This window comes from Mesorhizobium sp. P2_E6, from assembly GCF_056403835.1.
The window spans coordinates 59625-72784 of sequence record NZ_JBFUEQ010000012.1 but is presented as its reverse complement, the minus strand read 5'-3'; the positions used below and the strand labels follow the sequence as shown (position 1 = coordinate 72784).

The 13160-nt window shown below is 62.8% G+C and carries 17 protein-coding genes; 5 read left to right on the top strand and 12 right to left on the bottom strand.

Features of this window, described 5'->3' with window-relative positions:
* Position 1: 1 nt before the first annotated feature.
* From moaD to AC1D08_RS26230, 4 genes are all read right to left on the bottom strand, one after another.
* Positions 2–259, bottom strand: coding sequence for a molybdopterin converting factor subunit 1 (gene moaD, locus AC1D08_RS26245; protein ID WP_095086303.1), 258 nt, complete (start codon positions 257–259; stop codon positions 2–4).
* A gap of 1 nt (position 260) precedes the next feature.
* Positions 261–857: a CDP-diacylglycerol--glycerol-3-phosphate 3-phosphatidyltransferase gene (gene pgsA, locus AC1D08_RS26240; protein ID WP_095086306.1), complete on the bottom strand. Its 597-nt coding sequence runs from the start codon at positions 855–857 to the stop codon at positions 261–263.
* Between the two features lie 100 nt (positions 858–957).
* Complete coding sequence (uvrC, locus tag AC1D08_RS26235; RefSeq protein ID WP_477424409.1) at positions 958–3033, bottom strand: excinuclease ABC subunit UvrC; 2076 nt, start codon at positions 3031–3033, stop codon at positions 958–960.
* Positions 3030–3794, bottom strand: coding sequence for an SDR family oxidoreductase (locus tag AC1D08_RS26230; protein WP_457154556.1), 765 nt, complete (start codon positions 3792–3794; stop codon positions 3030–3032). The genes uvrC and AC1D08_RS26230 overlap by 4 nt, the downstream gene beginning before the upstream one ends.
* Before the next feature lie 413 nt (positions 3795–4207).
* Here AC1D08_RS26230 and AC1D08_RS26225 point away from each other — a divergent pair, with 413 nt between their 5' ends.
* Positions 4208–4867, top strand: coding sequence for an outer membrane protein (locus AC1D08_RS26225; protein WP_477424407.1), 660 nt, complete (start codon positions 4208–4210; stop codon positions 4865–4867).
* Positions 4868–4982: 115 nt separating this feature from the next.
* On the opposite strand, the gene AC1D08_RS26220 is transcribed toward AC1D08_RS26225, so the two are convergent.
* Positions 4983–5579: a glutathione S-transferase family protein gene (locus AC1D08_RS26220; protein WP_457155115.1), complete on the bottom strand. Its 597-nt coding sequence runs from the start codon at positions 5577–5579 to the stop codon at positions 4983–4985.
* Positions 5580–5686: 107 nt separating this feature from the next.
* Here AC1D08_RS26220 and AC1D08_RS26215 point away from each other — a divergent pair, with 107 nt between their 5' ends.
* The 3 genes from AC1D08_RS26215 (at position 5687) to AC1D08_RS26205 (ending at position 7368) form a co-directional block, all read left to right on the top strand.
* Positions 5687–6514, top strand: coding sequence for a hypothetical protein (locus AC1D08_RS26215; protein WP_457155114.1), 828 nt, complete (start codon positions 5687–5689; stop codon positions 6512–6514).
* Positions 6515–6600: 86 nt separating this feature from the next.
* Positions 6601–7023 carry a hypothetical protein gene (locus AC1D08_RS26210; RefSeq protein WP_477424405.1) on the top strand — a complete coding sequence of 141 codons (423 nt, stop codon included), beginning with the start codon at positions 6601–6603 and terminating at the stop codon, positions 7021–7023.
* A 33-nt stretch (positions 7024–7056) separates the two neighbouring features.
* Positions 7057–7368, top strand: a complete 312-nt coding sequence (locus tag AC1D08_RS26205; protein ID WP_457154940.1) for a transcriptional regulator — start codon at positions 7057–7059, stop codon at positions 7366–7368.
* Between the two features lie 94 nt (positions 7369–7462).
* Here AC1D08_RS26205 and AC1D08_RS26200 read toward each other — a convergent pair whose 3' ends face one another.
* The 7 genes from AC1D08_RS26200 to AC1D08_RS26170 form a co-directional block, all read right to left on the bottom strand.
* Positions 7463–8077, bottom strand: a complete 615-nt coding sequence (locus AC1D08_RS26200) for a LysE family translocator (protein WP_457154941.1) — start codon at positions 8075–8077, stop codon at positions 7463–7465.
* Between the two features lie 104 nt (positions 8078–8181).
* Entirely contained in the window at positions 8182–9015 is an 834-nt protein-coding gene (locus AC1D08_RS26195; protein WP_477424403.1) for an EamA family transporter, read from the bottom strand.
* The gene (locus AC1D08_RS26190) at positions 9012–9593 is read right to left on the bottom strand and encodes a TetR/AcrR family transcriptional regulator (RefSeq protein WP_477418310.1); all 582 of its coding nucleotides are present in this window, start codon (positions 9591–9593) and stop codon (positions 9012–9014) included. The genes AC1D08_RS26195 and AC1D08_RS26190 overlap by 4 nt, the downstream gene beginning before the upstream one ends.
* A 137-nt stretch (positions 9594–9730) precedes the next feature.
* The gene (locus tag AC1D08_RS26185) at positions 9731–10183 is read right to left on the bottom strand and encodes a hypothetical protein (RefSeq protein ID WP_457154274.1); all 453 of its coding nucleotides are present in this window, start codon (positions 10181–10183) and stop codon (positions 9731–9733) included.
* Between the two features lie 185 nt (positions 10184–10368).
* Positions 10369–11217 (bottom strand): 23S rRNA (adenine(2030)-N(6))-methyltransferase RlmJ, encoded by an 849-nt coding sequence (locus tag AC1D08_RS26180; protein ID WP_457154273.1) that lies wholly within the window; start codon positions 11215–11217, stop codon positions 10369–10371.
* Positions 11214–11825, bottom strand: a complete 612-nt coding sequence (locus AC1D08_RS26175) for a hypothetical protein (protein ID WP_457154272.1) — start codon at positions 11823–11825, stop codon at positions 11214–11216. Before AC1D08_RS26175 ends, AC1D08_RS26180 begins: the two co-directional genes overlap by 4 nt.
* A gap of 37 nt (positions 11826–11862) precedes the next feature.
* Positions 11863–12522 (bottom strand): TetR/AcrR family transcriptional regulator, encoded by a 660-nt coding sequence (locus AC1D08_RS26170; protein ID WP_457154271.1) that lies wholly within the window; start codon positions 12520–12522, stop codon positions 11863–11865.
* Between the two features lie 85 nt (positions 12523–12607).
* On the opposite strand from AC1D08_RS26170, the gene AC1D08_RS26165 reads away from it, so the two are divergent.
* Positions 12608–13078: a carboxymuconolactone decarboxylase family protein gene (locus AC1D08_RS26165; RefSeq protein WP_457154270.1), complete on the top strand. Its 471-nt coding sequence runs from the start codon at positions 12608–12610 to the stop codon at positions 13076–13078.
* Positions 13079–13160: the final 82 nt, after the last annotated feature.

Below are 13160 nucleotides of genomic sequence, written 5' to 3'. Positions count from 1 at the left end.
ATCAGCCCCCGGTCATCGGCGGGAACAGCGCAATCTCGCGAGCCCCTGATATCTTCTCGCGGTGCTCGACATGTTCCTGATTGATGGCGACGCGGATCACGTCGGGATATTGCAGCGCGTGCTCGTAGCCCTCGCCACGCGATTTCAGCCAGCGCAGGAGGTCGGCGACCGTCTCGATGCCGGCAGGCAAGTCGACGTCTTCCTCAGGCAGGCCGATCCGCTCGCGCACCCAGGCAAAATAGATAAGCCGGGTCGTCATCTCACTCGTCCATGATGTGCTTGAGGCCGGCGCGGAAATAGTCGTAGCCGGTGTAGAGCGTGACCAGCGCCGCGATCCACAGCAGCACCAGGCCGGTCTGGGTGGTCAGCGGGAAGATCTTGTCGCCGGCCGGCCCAGCCAGCAGGAAGGCGATGGCGACCATCTGGATCGCGGTCTTCCATTTTGCCAGTTGCGTCACCGGCACCGAGACCTTGAGCGCCGCCAGATATTCGCGCAGGCCCGAGACGAGGATTTCGCGACACAGAATGATGATCGCCGCCCACAGCGACCAGCCGGCGATGCCGGCATGGCGATCGGTATCAGCCGCCAGCAGCAGCAGGCAGGTGGCGACCAGCAGTTTGTCGGCGATCGGGTCGAGCATCTTGCCGATGTTGGAGGTCTGCTGCCAGGCGCGCGCCAGATAGCCGTCCAGGTAATCCGTGACGCTTGCGAGCAGGAAGATAATCAGCGCCGACCAGCGGGCGAACTCGCTCGACTTCAGATGTCCCTCGAGAAAAAAGCACAGCACCACCAGCGGCACCGCGACGATGCGGGCGTAGGTGAGCATGTTGGGCAGGTTGAACGCGCGCTTGGCCATATCTTTGGGGAACTCTTTCTGCGTGCCTACTCAAATCAGAAGCCAATGTAGGGGGTCAACAGGCCAAAATCGATTGGCCAGCCGAAAACGACCGAATCCCTTAGCTCTCATGAAAATGGTTGTAGACCAGTTTCGCCACCTGTTCGGAAATGCCGTCGACTTTCCTTAGATCCTCGATGGCGGCACGGCTGACCGCCTTGGCGGTGCCGAAATGCATAAGCAGGGCGCGCTTGCGGCCGGGGCCGATGCCGCTGATCTCGTCGAGCGGGCTCTTGACCATCTCCTTCTTGCGGCGCGCACGGTGCGAACCGATGGCGAAACGGTGGACCTCGTCGCGCAGCCGCTGGACAAAGTAGAGGACGGGATCGCGAACCGGCAGCGAAAACGAGTCCTTGCCCCTGACGAAGAAGCGCTCGCGGCCGGCATCGCGGTCCTGGCCCTTGGCGATGCCGATGGCCACGACGCGGTCCTCGATGCCGAGATCCGAGAGGATCTTGCGCACCGCCGTCATCTGACCCTGGCCGCCGTCGATCAGGATGACGTCGGGCCAGGCCGGGAAGCTGCCGGAGATGTCGTCCTCGATATCATCGGCCGCCTCGCCTGCTGGGGCATCATCGGCCACGACGACATCGCCATGCTCCTTGAGCAGCCGCGAGAAACGCCGCTCCATCACCTCGCGCATCATGCCGAAATCGTCGCCCGGCGTGATCTCGGTCGAGCGGATGTTGAACTTTCGATACTGGTTCTTGACGAAGCCTTCCGGCCCGGCAACGACCATGGCGCCGACGGCATTGGTGCCCATGATGTGCGAGTTGTCGTAGACCTCGATGCGCACCGGAGGCTTGGGCAAGCCGAAGGTCTCGGCAAAACCGGCGAGCAGCCGGCCTTGCGTCGAGGTCTCGGCCAGCCGGCGGCCGAGCGCCTCGCGGGCGTTCTGCAGGGCGTTGTCGGTCAGGTCCTTCTTCTCGCCGCGCTGCGGCACCGAAATCGCGACCTTGCGGCCGGCGCGGGTGGAGAGCGCTTCGGCCAGCAGGTCCTGGTCCTCGACGGGGCGCGACAGAAGAATGGTGCGAGGTGTCGGCTTGTCGTCATAGAATTGCGCCAGGAACGAGCCCAGCACTTCCGATCCCTCCAGCGCCGGATCGGCCTTGGGGAAATAGGCGCGGTTGCCCCAGTTCTGGCCGGTGCGGAAGAAGAACACCTGGATGCAGACCTGGCCGCCTTCCTGATGGATGGCGAAGACATCGGCTTCGTCGACGGTCGCCGGGTTGATGCCCTGGTGGCTCTGCACATGCGACAGCGCCGCCAGCCGGTCGCGATAGATGGCGGCGCGCTCGAAATCGAGATCTTCCGAGGCCTGTTGCATGGCGGCCGAGATTTCCGTCTTCACCTTCTGGCTGCGGCCAGACAAGAAGTCCTTCGCCTCACCGACCAACTCGGCATAGCCCTCGTGCGAAACCTCTCCGGTGCAGGGGCCGGCGCAACGCTTGATCTGGTAGAGCAGGCACGGCCGCGTCCGGTTCTCGTAGAAGGAGTTGGTGCAACTGCGCAGCAGGAAGGCGCGCTGCAGCGAATTGATGGTGCGGCCGACCGCACCGGCGGAGGCAAAGGGGCCGAAATAGTCACCTTTGCGCGACCGCGCGCCGCGGTGCTTGTAGATGCCGGGCGAGACATGGTCGCCGGTCAGGAGAATATAGGGAAACGACTTGTCGTCGCGCATCAGCACATTGAATCGCGGCCGCAAGCGCTTGATAAGATTGGCTTCGAGCAGCAGCGCTTCGATCTCGGTGCGGGTGACGACGAACTCCATCGTCGACGTCTCGCGAACCATGCGGCCGATGCGGCTGGTGTGGAACCTGCCCTGTGCGTAGTTGGTGACGCGCTTCTTCAGGCTGCGGGCCTTGCCGACATAAAGCACATCGCCGGCGGCATTCATCATGCGGTAGACGCCAGGCGCGTTGGGCAGCCGCTTGACCAGCGTCTGGATCACCTCGGCGCCGACCATGCCTTCGGCGTCGCCGGCATGCGGCGTCCAGTCGATGGCGGTGAAGGCTATGTCGGGCCCGGCGGGTTCGACGATCTCCTCCACCGCCTCGTCCTCAAGGTCGAGTTCGACTTCGGGAGGCATGTCGTCGGCGCCACTGCGTGGCTTGCTTTTCTGATCTACGGGACTCATTCCGCCATGCCTGTCACATCGGGCGTCTGCCATGCAAGATGCTGGCCGCCATCGAGCGCGATCATCTGGCCGGTGACAGAGCGCGCTTCCCAGAGATAGCGGATGGTGGCCCCGAATTCCGGCAATTCCGGGCCGCGCTTGAGAATCAGACCCTCGACCTGCGCGGCAAAATCGCTGTCGTCCTGGCTGGCGTTCTTCAGGGTCGGCCCCGGGCCAATGGCATTGACGCGGATGCGGGGACCGAGCGCTTGCGCCATCATCTGCGTGGCCGTCCACAGCGTCGACTTGGACAGCGCATAGGAGAAATAACGCGGCGTCGGCCGCCAGACGCGCTGATCGATGATGTTGACGATCAGGCCCTCTTGTCCCTGCGGCAACGCCCGGGCGAAGGTCTGCGCCAGCAGCGCCGGCGTCTTCACATGCACGGCAAAGTGCCGGTCCCAGGCCCGCCAGTCGAAGTCCAGAACCGAATCGTCCTCGAACAGCGATGCATTGTTGACCAGCAGGGACAGCGGCCCGAGCGCTGCTTCCACCTGGCCTACGAGGTCACCGGCGGCGTCCATGTCGGTCAAGTCGGCGGCGACCACGGCGGCACGGCCACCGCTCCGGTTGATGAGCCCGGCCATTGCATCCGCTTCGTCGCGCGACCGATTGCAGTGGATGGCGACGGCAAAACCATGGGCGGCGAGATCCTCGACGATCGCCCTGCCGATCCGTTTCGCCCCGCCCGTCACCAGCGCCGTGGCAGTGGCTATGCTCATAGGGTGTCAATCCTCAATTTCGGCCCGAAAACCCGATGCCGGCGAAATATGGCCTGGCAGGCGTTAAATGGCGTTCGCACCTTGGGCAGCATTGTGGCGAACCCACCGATTGGGTACTCCGACTCGTCCTGGACCAGGAGCCGTCCGACCGCAGTATAGGACGCTGGACTCCTTGCACCAAGCGGTGTGCAGCGCAGCATGACACTGCTCCTGCCATTTCGCTGTTGCGAAGATGCAACGTCAAGTTTCAGCCTCATTCGCGCCGGGGAATGACCCAAGTTCAGGTTCGCTTCAGCCGCATTTTGACACGACATTTGGAACCGACGAACGCCAGATCCGTTTCACCCCCCGGACGGGTCGATGGCGATCGTGAGAAACAAGCCTGTGTCCTGTGGCTTAAGGAGTAAAGAACAATGCAAGCCAATCTCAAATTCGCACGGCCGCTGGCCGTGGCGCTCGGGCTCTTCGCCCTCAGTGGAACTGCCTATGCCGCCGACGTCGTTCAGGAAGAGCCGCCGGCACCCGCACCGGTTGCTGAATTGCCTGTCGCGTCCTGGGCCGGCCCCTATGCCGGTATCAACCTCGGCTATGGCTTCAGCGGCCGTACCAAGGAAAGGGATTTCGGCGTTGAAACCGATACCAAGGGTTTCGTCGGGAGTGCCTTCGGCGGCTACCAGTGGCAGCAGGAGAACTTCGTCTACGGTGCTGAAGCCGAACTCGGCTACAATGGCGTCAAGGGCGACGATAACGGCATCGACTCCAAGGCCGGCTTCGAAGGCTCGCTGCGTGCCCGTCTTGGCTATGCCGTGACCCCGGAAATCCTGCTCTACGGCACCGGCGGTCTCGCCGGCAGAAACCTGAAGGTGGAAGATAATGTCCTTGGCACCAGCGATAGCGCTACCATGCTCGGCTGGACCGCCGGTCTTGGCACCGACATCAAGCTGACCGACAATGTCTTCGGCCGCGTCGAGTATCGCTACACCGACTTCGGCAGCAAGGACTTCGGTGGTGGCATCGGCAACGTCAAGGCCACCGACAACCGCGTCACTTTCGGCGTCGGTATGAAGTTCTAAGTCGTTCAAGCCACGACACGAAAAAGCCGGGCCTCGCGCCCGGCTTTTTTTGTGTCCAATGGGTCACTTTGGCGATCCCCAGTGATCAATCGATCACCCTTGGGCAATCAATCGATCACCCGGGGATGGAGCCTTTCAGCTCGGGAAATTTCTCATCGAAGCGCGCTGCCCAGCGCGTCAGCCGGGCGCGGCCCTTTTCCCACTTTCCGGCAAAGCGCAGGGCGAGATAGCCAAGGCAGGCGCGCAACGCGATCTGCCCGGCGGTGATCTTCTTCGGCAGCTTTGGCGGGTTGGCGTTGAGCATATCGAGTGCTGCCGTGATCTTCGCCCACTGCCGGTCGAGCCAGGGCTGATAGACCATCTCTTCAGGCCGCGTGCGTCGTTCATAGACCATCGACAGCGCGCAGTCGCAAATGCCATCTGCCAACGCCTCCAGCACCTCCGCCTCGAGACGCTTGTCGGGGTTGCGCGGAAACAGTGCGTTCTTCGAAACACGGTTGAGGTGCTGGGTAATGGCGCGGCTGTCATGGATCGAGCGTCCGTCGTCGAGCACCAACACCGGAATCTTGCCGAGCGGGTTGGCCTCGATCAGCACCGCCGGTTTGTCCTCGGTCTTGACCGGCACCGCATCGATGGCGATGCCGGCATAGGCCGCGGCCATACGCACCTTGGAGCTGTAGGGAGAAGTGGAAGCGTAGAGCAGTCTGGACATGATCGGGTTCCTGTTTGCCGGCCGGCACTTTTGACCGGGAGCGGCTGCCCGGCAATGGCCAGGCAACAAAAAACCGACTGCCAGAAAACCGGTGATGGTTTCCTGCCATGACCATCGTGACCTGGCTACAGACGGATACGCGATCCACATCGAGCAAGAAGACTACAGCAGAGCGGAACATCCGATCTGCTTTTGATCCTCCGCAACCCCGGCTTCGCGGCGGGGCATTCGTTTCATGGCCAGGTGTGAAAGAAGACCAAACCGCGCGAGCAAGCGAGGCAGCCTGTCCGGCGCCTCGCTTTGCTGCCCTGGCCCCCTTCGCCGACCGTCTTGCGCACGGCCCGAAAACCAGTTGCGGTTTCCGGAATGATCATGCGTCGATCGCAAGTGTCAAAGCGTTCTCCGCGCATCCAGCAGGACACACAGCGCTCCAACTAGACCTGGTCTACTTCTTGGCCGGCGCCTTCGCCTTTGCCGGCGCTGCCTTGGCCTTGGGGGCCGCGGCTTTCTTCACGGCGGGCTTTGTCGCTGCCGCTGCCGCTTTCTTGGCCGGTGCTGCCTTGGCGGCGGGCTTGGCCGCGGCCTTCGCGGGCGCTGCCTTCTTGGCTGCCGGTTTCGCCGCCGGCTTGGCTGCCGGCTTCTTGGCCGGTGCTGCCTTGGCGGCCGGCTTTGCCGCGGCCTTCGCCGGCGCTGCCTTTTTCACTGCCGGTTTGGCCACGGCCTTGGCTGCTGCCGGCTTCTTGGCCGGTGCTGCTTTTGCCTTTGCCGGTGCTGCCTTCGGCTTGGCCGCGGGTGCAGCTTTCTTCACTGCTGCCGCGACCTTCGCCGTTGCTGCTTTCACAGGTGCTTTCTTTGCCGGTGTCTTGGATGCCGGCGCCTTAGACGACTGCTTCGCCATGTCATGCCCCTTGCGTTACGCCGACGGCCGTGAATGACCTCGACGGGCAATGCATATCTGACTCGCGGCTCTCTAGCCAGCGAAGCAATAGACTGATTTTCGCAGCTTAAATTTTGGTTACCGATGGCTCACGATCATGCTGATCATCACAAAAATCCGCTGCTGATCTTCAATCATTGCCAGCAGTTCACCGCCGACATTCTCCGCACCCCGCTAGACCGATCGCGCCGCGAAGCTCAGAAGGTCAGCGAGCGGCTTTGTGCATTGATCCTCGGCCGCGAACATCAACACCTGCTGCTTGTTTGGATTGATCATCTCGTGCAGGCGGACGATCTACATAGATCACGAGAGCAATGCGATGACCGATCGCAGCATCACCTTGTCAAGCATGATCCCGCCACCCTTGCAAATGAATTGACAGATAGCTCTGGATTGCAGAGTATTCTGCATCAGACGCAGGAGCGCTTCGATGTCGATCGCACAACAGCAGGCGGCGCTATCTGGGACGGTCGAGACGGCGCGCCATGGCGTTTGCCGCGTCGATGACAATGTCTGGCTTGACCGCACCGGAGCCGCTCGATGAGCGCCGACGAAATCATCCACCAGAGCACGCGACTCAGGATCATGGCCACCCTGAACACGCTGGAAAGGCGCGAGATGCTGGAGTTCACCCGGCTGAAGACCATCGTTGGCGCCACCGACGGCAATCTTGGCGCGCATCTCGATACGCTGGTCAGGGCCGGTTATGTCGATATCGAAAAGCTGTTCGTCGGCCGCCGGCCGCAGACACGCGTCAAGGCAACGACGAGCGGACGGCGCGCGTTCCGCGGACACGTCGCTTTCCTGCGCAAGATCATTGATCAGGCCGAAGCGTCACAGCGCAGAAAATAGCCCTGCGATTGCGCGACATCTCTGTATCTCTTGTTTTGACGCAATTCCCTGAGGGAAAGCGCTATGCGCTTTTCACACTTTTCCTGGAATTGCTCTAGCGCGTGGCGACCACGGCGAGGCCGGCGCCGATCATCACACCGCCCGCCGCGCGGTTGACCCGGCGCACGATCTTCGGCGTGCGCAGCAGGCTGCGGGCGCGGCCCGCCAGGATGACATGACCGCCGATCACCACGACCTCGACAGCCAGGATCACCATCGTCAACACACCGAGATGACCAGCGTCGAGCGACGTGCCAACCACGTTCGGCAGCAGTGCCACGTAGAACAGCGGCATTTTCGGATTGCCGAGGTTCAGCGCGATACCCGTCGCGAAGATCGCCAGCAGCCCGCGCCGTCCAGAGATGGGTTGCAGGTCCGGCACCACGGGCACGGCGGTCCACAAGCTGATGCCCATCCAGATCAGATAGATCGCTCCGCCATAACGAAGCACCGTCATGGCGATCGCCATCTTGGCTGCGATGAAAGACAGGCCGAAGACGGCGAGGACCAGGAAGATGAGGATGCCGACCACAGTGCCTGCGCCATAGGCAATACCCGACGCGGCACCGTTGGAGATCGTGCGGGCGAGGATCGTCATGTTGTCCGGACCGGGACTGGCCGCGAACACGAAGAAGGCAGCCGTGAAGGCAAGGATGGTGGCAAGGTCCATGAGGACTCCCGAAAGTGATCTGTTGCTCTCGGGCGTTTAGGCTAGCCGATTTTGCCTGTCGGCAACATCAGGAATTATCGGGTTCCGCACGACGCGCATTTTGGTCATTGATAGCCGAGGCAGATGGCGCCGAGGGCGACAACGGCGCAGGCGCCGACCCGCCGCGGCGTCAGCATCTCGCCGAGGAACAGGCGTCCGATGAAGGCGGCGAAGACGACGCTGGTTTCGCGGATCGCGGTGATGGGAGCGGCCGGCCCGAGCGCGAAGGCCGCGACCACGACACCATAGGCCAAAAGCGCGAACAGGCCGCCCGCCAGCGCCTTCCAGGTTTCCGGCGCCCGCAGGTCGACAATGAGCCGGCCACGGCAGGCAAGGAAGGTCGCCGACAGCAATGCACCATAGATCACGAGAACCCAGGCGGTGTAGGCGCCGGCATTTCCCGCCGCGCGGACGCCGATCGCATCGACCGTCGCATAGGCGGCGATGATCGCTCCCGTTGCCAGTGCATAGAGTATCGATGTCGTGGCGGCCCGGCCTCTGCCGAGCGAAAGGCCCATGATGCCGCCGGCGACCAACGCAACACCGACGGTCTGCGGCTGGGTGAGCTGCTGGTTGGCCAGGAGGAATCCACCGAGCGCGACAAGCAGCGGCACGCTGCCGCGAACGATCGGATAGACCTGTCCCAGTTCGCCATATCGGTAGGCGGCCACCAGGAACACGCTGTAGCCGACCTGCAAGCAGGCCGAGAGCACGACATAGGGCCAGGCCGGCGCGGCCGGAAGGGTGAGGAAGATGGCGAAGGGAATGGCGAGCGCCGTACTGGAGAAACTCATGACGGTGACGGTCCACAACCTGTCGCCCCCGGTTCGCAGGAAGGCGTTCCAGGTGGCGTGCAGGATCGCGGCAAACAGCGCGAGCCCGATGACCAGCGGGCTCATCGCGGCCTGCGCGAAGCGGCGATGATGTCCAGGGCCGTCTTGCGGGCGGCGCGAATGGCGGTGTCCGCCTGCCCCATCTGCGCCAGCAGCGTCGCACCTTCGATCAGCATCAGCAGGACCGCAGCCACGCTTTCGGCGCGACCGCGCGGCATCTCTTCTTCGAGGATTGACTGCATGCGCTTCTTGAGGCCGTTCTTCTGCCTGGCGACAGCCTTGAACACCGGATGTTCCGGATCGCCGAACTCGGCCAGCGCATGCGCGAACAGGCAGCCATGGAAATCCGGGCTGCGGAACCAGCGATCGTGCCAGTCGAAGATCTTTGCAATTTTCTTCCCGGGCGTCGCGACCTCCTCGGCGAGGCGGTCGAGTTGGCGATCAAAACGCCTGGCGCGATAGTCGAGCACCTCGACGATCAGTTCGTCCTTGCTGGGAAAGTGACGGTACATCGTCATCTTGGCCACATCGGCCTCGGCGATGATCCGATCGATGCCGGTGGCATGGAAACCGGCGCGCTTGAACAGCCCGTAGGCCGTTTCAACGACGTGCTGGCGTTTGTCGGAAGCAGGCGACGATGTCATGGCGCTTACCAGTGATGAGACAGGTCTGTCTCATATTTATGCGACGGATCGCCTCTTCTGTCAACACAGCACAAAAAGAGCGCCCGCAGCGGGTAGAGCCGCAGGCGCGAAAAGGAATCGGAACGGAGATCCGCGCTCTAGCGCAGGATGCGGCAGCGGCCGTTGTAGACCATCCAGCGGTCGAAGCCCGAGACGCAGAATTCGACATTGTCGCCGATCGATGCGAATCCCTGGCCTTCCTCGATCAGGTACCAGATGGTGCGATCGCGCCCGTCGGACAGGCTGACGGTGGCGCCGCAATAGCGGCGGCCGATCGGCCAGGTCTCGTTGGCCGCCAGATACAGATGCTGGTGGATGCGCCGGAAATCGGTGATCTGCACGTTGGGCAGGTGCGGCACGTGATGCACCTGATGGGAAAAGCGGCTGGTGATCTTGTTCAACACCCAGGCCTCGCCGCAGACGCCGCCATCGTCGTCGGAATAGACGCCAAGGTCGGCCGCCTGCACGGCCTGGGTAAGACCGAGAGGCACGGCAAGCGGAGTGCAGAGCGAAATCAGGGCAGCAAGTGCGGATTTGGCGAAGCGAGTCATGGCAGCCTCTCAAGGTCGATTGCGCGCACTCTGCGGATTCGCTTGGCGGTGGTCAAGCGGTTGCGGAAACAATGGTTTCCCAGTTCGGAACGACGTTGGCCAAAGCCGAACCCCGCATGGAACCGGAACGGCTCCAGCACGTGGGGACCCGGACGGAAAAGAGAGCTCGAGCCCCCGCGCCCTCTCTACTCGCCGGCCAGCCATTCCAGCGACCAGTGCGCCGGCTTTTCCACGGCGAGCACCCTGTGCAAGGCAGGCATCAATGTCCGCAGTTCGCCCTCCAGCGTGAAAGGCGGGTTGACCACCAGCAGGCCGCTGCCGTCGAGACTGGGCTGCGAAGAGGCGGGCCTGATCTCGAATTCTATGTCGAGCAGCTTCGGGATGCCGGATTGCTTCAGCGCCTTGCGGAAAGCGATGATCGCCTTGCGGTCCTTGATCGGATACCACAGCGCGTAGATGCCGCTAGGCCAGCGCTTGTGCGCCCTTATGAGCCCGTCGACGAGGCGCTCGAACTCACCAGCCTCCTCGAATGGCGGATCGATCAGCACCAGGCCGCGCTTTTCCTTCGGCGGCAGATGCGCGCCGAGCGCCAGCCAGCCATCGAGCTCGATGACACGGGTCTGGAAATCGCCGGCAAAGAGGGTTCTCAGCTTCGCGACATCCTTGGGATGCAGCTCGATCGCCGACAGCCGGTCCTGCTTGCGCAGGAGATGGCGCGCAATCAGCGGTGAGCCCGGATATTTCTGGATGCCGCCCTCGGGATTGAGCGACCGCACGGTCTCCAGATAGGGCGCGAGCAGTGCCGTCACCGGCGCGGCGAACGAGGCATCGATCAGCCGGCCGATGCCGCCCTGCCACTCGCCGGTCTTTTGCGCTTCGACCGAGGACAGATCGTAGCGGCCGATGCCGGCGTGGGTGTCGATGACGCGAAACGCCTTGTCCTTCTGCTTCAGGTAGTCGAGCAATCGCGTCAGCACGACATGCTTGACGACATCGGCGAAATTTCCGGCGTGATAGGCGTGGCGGTAGTTCACTTAGAGCCCCTGCCCCAGCGCGGCGGGGGCGGCTGCGAATTCGGATTTTCGGGCCGGCCGCCACGACTGCGCAGGGAGAACAAAAACCCGATCAGGCCGACCGCCATCAGCGCGTAGCCGACCGGCCGCGCGCGGCCGTCGATCTCGCCGGCACCGGAGCGCAGGATCAGGTCGACCGCGCGCATCGGAATGTCATCGGCATCACCCGGGCCGACGGTGAAGAGATACGGACCCGGGCTGACGCTCGCGATCACGCCAGCCTCATCGCGAAAAATCTTGTCGGGCAGCTGCGGGCTGGCCTGGCGTGGGTTGTCCGAATGGTTGAACTGCAGCGTCGAGGCAAGCACCGTTCGGCCATTGGTGGCCGATGTCAGCGTCAACACCGTGCGCTGCTGCGAGACGATGCGCTCGGCCCTCGCGGTCAGATCCACCAGCACCCGCACCGGTGCGTCGCGGCTGCTGAGCGGCACCGTCAGCGGCTTGAAGCGGCCCTGCTCGTAGACACGCCATGTGCCGATCTCGTGGCCGGAGAAATTGCTCATCGCCCAGGGATAGATGAAACCGGTGCCGATGCCGGCGAGCAAGATCAGGACAAACAGAAAGCGCATTCAGACAGCCACCTTGTAATCGTACCCTGCCGGACAACTAGCTCGCATTGGTGCTGTCGCGCAGGCGTTCCATTTCATCCAGCAGCATCTCAAGGCCGAGCTCGAATGTCTTGTCGAAACCGGCCCTACCAAAATAGGCCCCGGCTGTCATGACGCTGGGAAAATCCCGCGCCAGCTGCTCGTCGCTGACCGTGGTCACCGCCGAAGGACCCTTGGCGTAACCAGCTGTCTCGTCGAGGATCGCACCCATAAGGTAGTAACTCGCAGCGCGGAACAGCCTTGCACTCAGCTCCGGACCGAAGCCGCCAGCTTCGAACAGGCCGATGACACTATCCAGCTTGGCAAGACATGCTGGCGAATTCATGCGGTAGACGACAACGAACGGGGCGAAGGCCGGATGCTCGGTCGCGACGCGACGGTATTCCTGCATGCCGACGCGGATCCTTTCGCGCCAGGGCATGCTGGCGTCGGGGATAACAATCGCGCTGATCTGCCGGTCGACCAGCGCCTCGTAGAGATGCGCCTGCGAAGGGAAGTGATGGTAGATGCTCATCGCCTCGCAGCCGAGCGCGGCCGCCAGCTTGCGCATCGAAAAGCCGGCAAGCCCCTCACGCTCGATCACCTGGAAGGCCGCGTCCTCGATCATCTCGCGAGACAGCCGACCGCGCACTCTCTTTTTCTTGATCGATGAGTCCATGGCGTCGCTTGACAACTTACACTGTAAGGTTCACCTTCGACATTACCTTACACAGTAAGGCTAACAAAGACCAGAGGAGAAAACCATGTCGAACCGTCGCATTTTCAAATCCGTGCAGTCGTCCATCCGCCGTGCGTTCCTGCTCACCGCCGCAGCCTGCATCCTGTCGCTCGGCGCGGCTCCGGCCCATGCCGATGAATACGATGCAACCATCAAGGACATCCAGTCGACCATGGGCGGTGTGCCCAGCTTTGTGAAGCAGTTCCCCAAAGCCGGCCTGCCTGGGGCCTGGGCCGAGGTCAAGGCCATCCAACTCAGCGACAAGACAGCGCTGCCACCAAAGGTCAAGTCGCTGATCTCGCTGGCAGTGGCGGCGCAGATACCTTGCAACTACTGCATCTGGTCGGACACCCAGGACGCCAAGCGCGCCGGCGCCACCGACGAAGAGATCCAGGAAGCCGTGACAATGGCTGCGCTAACCCGCCACTGGAGCACCATCTTCAACGGAATGCAGGTCGATTTCGACACGTTCAAGAAGGAAATGGGCGGGGAGTAGCATATCCCGACCCTCGAAACGGGCAGCGATTCCGGACCGATCCGAGATAGCGTGGTCGCCTTTGTTCGTCGCTTATTCCTGA